General features: G+C 67.0%; 5 protein-coding genes and 1 pseudogene. 4 read left to right on the forward strand and 2 right to left on the reverse strand.

The features are described from left to right. Positions 1-145: 145 nt before the first annotated feature. Both ACFY2B_RS45940 and ACFY2B_RS45945 read right to left on the reverse strand, forming a co-directional pair. Positions 146-925 carry a hypothetical protein gene (locus ACFY2B_RS45940; RefSeq protein ID WP_390769012.1) on the reverse strand — a complete coding sequence of 260 codons (780 nt, stop codon included), beginning with the start codon at positions 923-925 and terminating at the stop codon, positions 146-148. After that, a complete protein-coding gene (locus tag ACFY2B_RS45945; RefSeq protein WP_390769013.1) occupies positions 909-1,490 on the reverse strand; it encodes an RNA polymerase sigma factor in 582 nt (193 codons plus the stop codon). The genes ACFY2B_RS45940 and ACFY2B_RS45945 overlap by 17 nt, the downstream gene beginning before the upstream one ends. Before the next feature lie 1,240 nt (positions 1,491-2,730). Between ACFY2B_RS45945 and ACFY2B_RS45950 the strand changes: the two genes are divergently transcribed. The 4 genes and pseudogenes from ACFY2B_RS45950 to ACFY2B_RS45965 form a co-directional block, all read left to right on the forward strand. Further along, positions 2,731-3,021, forward strand: a complete 291-nt coding sequence (locus tag ACFY2B_RS45950; protein WP_390769014.1) for a hypothetical protein — start codon at positions 2,731-2,733, stop codon at positions 3,019-3,021. Positions 3,022-3,035: 14 nt separating this feature from the next. Further along, complete coding sequence (locus tag ACFY2B_RS45955; protein WP_390769015.1) at positions 3,036-3,899, forward strand: hypothetical protein; 864 nt, start codon at positions 3,036-3,038, stop codon at positions 3,897-3,899. Between the two features lie 321 nt (positions 3,900-4,220). Beyond that, positions 4,221-5,095, forward strand: a protein-coding gene (locus ACFY2B_RS45960; protein ID WP_390769016.1) for an IS5 family transposase whose coding sequence is annotated in 2 segments (ribosomal slippage) — positions 4,221-4,602 and positions 4,602-5,095 — 876 coding nt in all. Because the reading frame shifts where the segments join, the coding sequence is not laid out codon by codon here. Between the two features lie 91 nt (positions 5,096-5,186). Then, a pseudogene (locus ACFY2B_RS45965) lies at positions 5,187-6,321 on the forward strand (IS701 family transposase); the annotation flags it as partial. Positions 6,322-6,599: the final 278 nt, after the last annotated feature.

The raw sequence follows: 6,599 nt of genomic DNA on the forward strand, positions 1-6,599 counted from the left end.
CCCGCCTCCGTACATCTGCCGACGTCGCAAGGTTCCTCGCTTCCGACCCCACCCAAACCAAGATCAAAAAGACGAGTTAAAGATCTGCACGCCCTTAGCCGGGCGGGGGCCTAACTGCTGCCTGGGCCCGGTCCGGCCGGGCCATTCAGGGCTGAGAGGCGGTCAGCTCCTCGATCCGCTCGGCGAATCCGTCGGTCGGCAGGAAGAGGCCCACGTCGTCGACGTATTCGATGGCGGTGGGGACGTAGCTGACCACGGCGGCGGCCTCTGGCAGGACGACGTGTCTCAAGGTGACCGTGGCTGTGGGAGGGCGGTCCTCCATCCCGATGGTCAGCAGAGTCCAGCCCCCAAGACTGGTGGGGGAGCCGCCGTCCCAGCCCGGCCAGGGATCAGGGTAGGGCTGGATCGATTCAGCGGAGCGGTCAGGAATCATCTGGGCACGCCACAGGTCCGCTTCCCGGGTCTCTCCCAGGGAGAGGTGGTGAAGGTAGCAGGCGGCTGTCGGGTCGCCGGCGCCCGCTGCGAACTGCCACCAAAAGCGCGCGCTGTCCTCCCTGGCCGCCAATTGGAGGACGCAGCCCAGGACGGTGGCACCGTCGGTGTCGACGAGACGGTGTGCGACGAAGTTGGCCATCTGGTGGAGCGCGTCAGCCTGTCCGACGACGCCCCGGCTGAGAGCGCGCAGAGCCCCGGCCGCGTCGATGCGGAGTTTCTCCTCCGGCTGCCAGGGCGCGTCACCGCGAGGAGGGCGGAAAGCTTGCGCAAGGCCGGTCTGCATGGCGTCGTCGAGGCGGAGGGCCCCGTGCAACAGCCGGTCGGCGACCCGGGCGGCGATGCGACGCTCGGCCATCTCGGTGTCCTCGTCGAGGTAGATGCTGTTCTCCAGCCGCGCCTTGGCCAGTACCCGATCAATCTGCGAGCTCATCGTGGCCCCTTTCGTACTCGTCCAGCCCGAGCGCCTGCTTCAGCCGCCGTCTCGCGTAGCGAACGGTGGACCGGACTCCTGCCACGGTGATGCCCATGATGTCGGCGGTCTCCGCTGTGCCGTATCCGAGGCAATAGCGCAGCACGACGACGTCGAACTGCCGCTCCGGGAGGGCGCTGATGGCCTGGTAGATGCTGAGCGACTCCTCCAGCTCGCCGATCGGGTCGACGGCGTGACGGAGATCGCGGGTCTCGAAAGCCGCGGTGTCCACGATCGACGGACGGCGCCCGCGGGCCCGAGCAACGTCGACGGTGCGGTGCTTGACCACCTTCCAGGCGTACGCCTCCGGAACCGGCTGGCTCAGCGCCTCGGGCCAGTTGAGGGCCAGTTGCTCGAACGCAGTGTCCACGGCCTCCTCCGCGTCTGCTCGCGAACCCAGGAACAGTTCGGCCCAGCGGACGTAGGCGGCACGACAGAGCTGGTGGAAGGCTCGGAAATCAGCCGGGAGTTTCGGCAAGGAGTCCGCGCTGCTCAGGAGCGGCCTGACCGGGTTCTCCTCGGTCACCGCATCCCCTCCCCGCGGTGACTGCGGGCCAGCAAGATCACGGTGGTCCCCTGCGGCGTGCTGCCTCAGGCCACGGCCGCGGAACCGGCCCCCTCGCCCATGAGATGAATCGTCACGGACTTTCAGGTCCCTCCCAGTAGCTGCGTGCGGCGCCCCCCGACACCGCAGAGAACGCGGGCTGCGTCTCTGCCCCGTAAGCGTTCGCGAGCCCCCGAACGTGCATTCCGACGACCAAGAAATCTTACCCTGAGCTACCATCCAGTCACATATGTGCGAACATGCCAGAGGATATGAGGGTTTTCTGTCCATTTAATGCCAAGTGGCTACCCGGGCCGAGAGCGGGGACGACGTGCCGAGAGCCGACGGTTGGGTCTGTCGGATCCAGCAGACCCAACCGGGATGGGTCTCCCCCATGCCCTGGCCGGGCAGCCCACAGCCAGGGCCGCACCTTCGGATTTCGCCAGCCGTGGTTTGCGAGCAGCTGAGTGAGCGGGGCCCGGCAAACCGGGCCCCGCTCGTGGTCGTCCACCGCTGCAACAGCGAGCGACCGAATTCCCCTGTTGTGTCGAGTGGCAACGGCCGGGGAAGCCGCAGATCAGAAGATTCCTGGTCGTCCCTGCTTACATACCGAGGGCACAGGAAGGCGCGGAGAGCCGGCGGACGAGCGCAGCTGCGTGCCGGGCCGAGAAGTCCGGGAAGCCCAGGGCCGGCCAGGAAGTCCGGCGCGCAAGGCGGCCAGGCCACGTCTGCGGCCATGGCGAGGGCATGCGCCTGTCCGGAGACCTCCGGCGGGTATGTCGAAGTGGCGGTGAGGGGCGGTGAACGGGCGTAGCCGTCTCTCCGTCCTCCGGAGGCCGAAAGGCCCGCGTCCCGCCCCCCGGTGGCCAGGAACCGGAGACAGGCGGATCCCCTGACACGATGCGAATCGGTATGACCATGCCTGCCTCCTTCCGTCTAGCGGGCCTGGGCTTTCGGATTTCCTAGGCCGTTTCGTGGACTCATCACAGCAGGCAACGGGCCGGTTCTCAAGCCTTGCTGAGCCGTCGAAGAGGGACACGGGGAACCCGGCCCGTACTTCTTCGAGTCTGCGGCTGGGCGTGGTCTGCAGCAATGCCTGGGGAGCGTTCCACGAGAGCTGGGACAGGATGAAACGGCGCGGGAGAACGGCCTTGTCGGTGTTCGTTGCTGGGCACGAAAGTAACGGTGAGACTCCTGTCTGTCGGCTCTGCAAAGCAGACAGATGATCTTTGGGGGTCTCGGTGTCGAGTGGCAACGAGCCGAGGAGGAAACCCAGGTGAACAAGAACGCGCCCGTGCACACGTTATGTGTCGAGGGTCCGTCCGGTGCCGACAGCCAGGCACTGCCGGCACCGGCCGTGGTTGTGGTTGTCGTAGTCCTGCTCATTACCGCGGGCCTGCTGGTGTACGGGATGGCCCTGCAGGCGGTCGTCACGGCCGTGGTTGCGGGCGGGCTGATGGGCAAGGAACTCGTCCGCGACCTGGTCGCCGTCTTCTCCTCCCGTCAGGTCTAGCGGGGGACCGGCGGATGGGGCGCATCAACGGCGCCCTGGCACAGCACAACCCCACGAAGACGCTGGCGCAGTGGCTTGAGTCGCTGCGCCGGCGGTCGGGGCTGAGCTGGAGCCAGATGGCGCAGACCGCCAGCGAAATGGACCTCCGGGTCTCCCGGTCGACCTTGTTCAGGGCAGCCCAGGACGAGAAACTTCCGAGGTGGAAGACCGTACAGGCGTTCACGCGCGCGTGCGGAGGAGATGAGCGCGAAGCGAAGCGGCTGTGGGCCAGGGCGGACCGGTGTGGGTCCGGCCCGACCGGTGAGGAGCCGCGCATCGTGGTGCTGCCGGCGGAGTTCATCACCGAGCCCTGGCAGATCGTCCAGGCGATGAAGCGTATGCGTCGGGAGCACGGCAACCCCACGCTGCGGGAACTGGAAAAGAGGGCGTACATCGACCTCAAGAACAAGGTGAGCCTGCTGCCGAGAAGTACCGTCGGTGCTGTTCTGCGAGGGCGGATGCCCGCCAAGAATCTGCTGCTGAGCTTCGTCCGCTACTGCGGGAACATCCCGGAGAGTCAGCTCCAGGGATGGGAGGACGCCTGGGAACGGGCGAATGCCTTCCGAAAGGGGGAGCTTCGAACGACAGCTGCGGAAATGCCGGAAGAACTTGCACGAGTCCAGGATGAGCTGAAGCGCACTCGCGAGCAGCTGGAACAGGCCACTACGGAGCTCGCCCGCACCGCGCGGCAGAAACCCATGCGGGTGGTGCTCCCCCCGCTCAGGCCAGCTGAACTGGTGCCGTCTTTGGCCCATTCGAAGAAGAACGGGCCCCCGCCTCAGGCGAAGATGAAAGACAGGCAGCGGAGAAGCAGCCGAAGGACGCTACGGGCCGGTTGATGTCGCACAGTACGTGCCCGACGACCCTTCGGATATTCGTGAGGCAAGTACGAGAAGTCCGCACTTGCCTCACGTTCGCCGCGATCCCAGATAAACGACGGCCTCAAGGTGGTTAGGCTCGCCACTCCCGCTCGACGTTCCTACATGCAGGAGGTCAGCGGGGCGGCGGGTCGAGCCTCTGCCCCGGCTGGCGGTGCCGAGGCTCTCGTGCCGCGCCTGCCGCGCGCGGGCGCGAGAACTCGGCGGTCGGTCGCACTTGTTGGACCCAACAGGTCTAGGGTGTGTTTCAGAAGTGGATCTTGGTGTGTCAAGATCCACTTCGTGGGGCGACACGATCTGACGAATGCGCAGTGGGCGAAGCTGGAGCCGTTGCTCCCGGTCGGGAAGAAGCCCGGACGGCCGCCAGTGCACACCAAGCGGCAGCTGATAGACGGCATACGCTGGCGCACCCGCTCTGGTGCTCCGTGGCGGGACGTGCCCGAGCGGTACGGCCCATGGGAGACCGTCTACGGCCTCTTCCGGCGTTGGCAGCGGGACGCAACCTGGCACCGCATCTTCGAACAGCTGCAGGCCCAGGCCGATGCCGACGGACTGATCACCTGGGACGTCTCGGTGGACTCGACCATCGCCCGCGCCCACCAGCACGCGGCGGGTGCCCGTAAAAAGGGGATCTGCAGGTCGAGCCGCCGGGCGGTGTCTTCACCGAGCCCGACGACCACGGGCTCGGCCGCTCCCGGGGCGGACTGACCACCAAGCTCCACCTGGCGGTCGAGCAGGCTCAAAAGCCGATGTCACTGGTCATCACGGCCGGACAGCGCGGCGACTCCCCGCAGTTCCAGGTGGTTCTGGGCCGTATCCGGGTACCCAGGCTCGGGCCGGGCCGCCCGCGCACCCGACCGGACAAGGTCCGTGCCGACAAAGCGTACGGCTCCCGCGCGAACCGCGCCTACCTGCGCAAGCGCGGTATCCGCTGCACGATCCCGGAGAAGCGCGACCAGATCGCCAACCGCAAGAAGCGTGGTTCGCACGGCGGCCGGCCACCGAAGTTCGACACGGCCGACTACAAAAAGCGCCACGCGGTGGAGTGCGGAATCAATCGCCTCAAGCGCCACCGCGCGGTCGCCACGCGATACGACAAACTCGCCGACCGCTACGAGGCGACCGTGCTGGTCGCAGCCATTAACGAGTGGCTGTGACCAGCACTTTCGAAACGCACCCTAGTACTGCAATCACAGTTACTGGTGGGGCAGTTGTGAGCTCTGCCCGTGGTTGTGGTTGTGTTCTGCCGTGTCTGTGGATCTCGGGGTGGGGCAGATCGAGGCATGGCAGGAGATGCTGTCCGGTCTGCATGCGCGGTTCGCCGCTCGTTTTTCCAGGTCGGAGCCGCGTGCGCGAGCGCTGACCTACATGACCGGGCTGCTCGCGCCGCTGGAGCGGAAGAACGGGTGGACGCTCGCTGAACGTGCCGGCGAGGGGCATCCGGTCGGGATGCAGCGCCTGTTGGGCGAGGCGGACTGGGATGCGCGACGACGTGCGGGACTTTGTCGTGGAGGCCATCGGCACCCGGGACGGGATCCTGATCGGCGATGACACCGGCTTCCTGAAGAAGGGCACACGCTCGGCGGGTGTCCAGCGCCAGTACACCGGAACCGCGGGCAGGACCGAGAACTCCCAGGTCGGCACGTTCCTGGCCTATGCCTCGTCCAAGGGGCGAGCGTTGATCGATCGGGAACTGTACCTGCCCGCCTCCTGGACGGACGACCGTGAGCGCTGCCGGGCGGCAGGCGTGCCCGACGAGGTGCCGTTCGCGACGAAGAACGAACACTTCCGGTGGATGCTTCAGCGCGCGATCGACGCCGGGGTGCCGTTCGCGTGGGTGACCGCGGACGATGCCTACGGGCAGGTCAAGCACCTGCGGTTCTGGCTGGAACAGCGCGGGGTCGGCTACGTGCTGGCCACCAAGGTCAACGACACCGTGATCACCACCGGGTGGCGCGAGGTCCGGGTGGACGAGCTGGTCGCCGCCCTGCCCCGGCAGGCATGGAAGCGCCTGTCCGGCGGCCCCGGCTCTCACGGCGAGCGGGTCTACGACTGGGCCCGGGTGGCGATCCGCCCCGCGTGGCACGACGGCGTCGGCCACTGGGTCCTGGCCCGCCGCTCCGTCAAGGACCCCACCGATATCGTCCACTACGTCTGCTACGGCCCCGTCGCCACCCGTCTGAAGGACCTGGTCAAGGTCGCCTCGGCGAGGTGGGCCATCGAGGAGTCGTTCCAGGTCGCAAAGAACGAGTGCGGCCTGGACCACTACCAGGTCCGCCGCTACGACGCCTGGTACCGACACATCACCCTCGCCATGGCCGCCCTCGCCGCACTCACCGCCATCCGCGCCGAGGAGCTGGAAAAGGGGCCGCCGATTAGGACAAAACGATCTGATACCCCTGTCCGTCGCGGAGATCCGCCGCCTCATATGCCTGGTCCTCCACCCCCCACCGGCTCACCCCGCAGCATCATCTGCGCTGGTCATGGTGGAGACGCCTCAGCCAGACCCGCGCCCGCCGCAGCCACTACAAACGCCGAGGTCACATCCTGCAATTGTGATTGCAGTACTAGACGAGTAAGTCCGATCTCCGGTCAATGGTCGTAGGCGATCAGTGACCGGGTGATCGGCGCGTTGGTTGCGTTGTTGTGCCAGATCGCGGC

It is taken from the genome of Streptomyces sp. NPDC001270, assembly GCF_042896695.1.
Lineage (GTDB): Bacteria > Actinomycetota > Actinomycetes > Streptomycetales > Streptomycetaceae > Streptomyces.

Coding starts and splice junctions, on each gene's coding strand:
- ACFY2B_RS45940 (WP_390769012.1), bottom strand. CDS start 925: ATGAGCTCGCAGATTGATCGGGTACTGGCCAAGGCGCGGCTGGAGAAC.
- ACFY2B_RS45950 (WP_390769014.1), top strand. CDS start 2,731: ATGATCTTTGGGGGTCTCGGTGTCGAGTGGCAACGAGCCGAGGAGGAA.
- ACFY2B_RS45955 (WP_390769015.1), top strand. CDS start 3,036: ATGGGGCGCATCAACGGCGCCCTGGCACAGCACAACCCCACGAAGACG.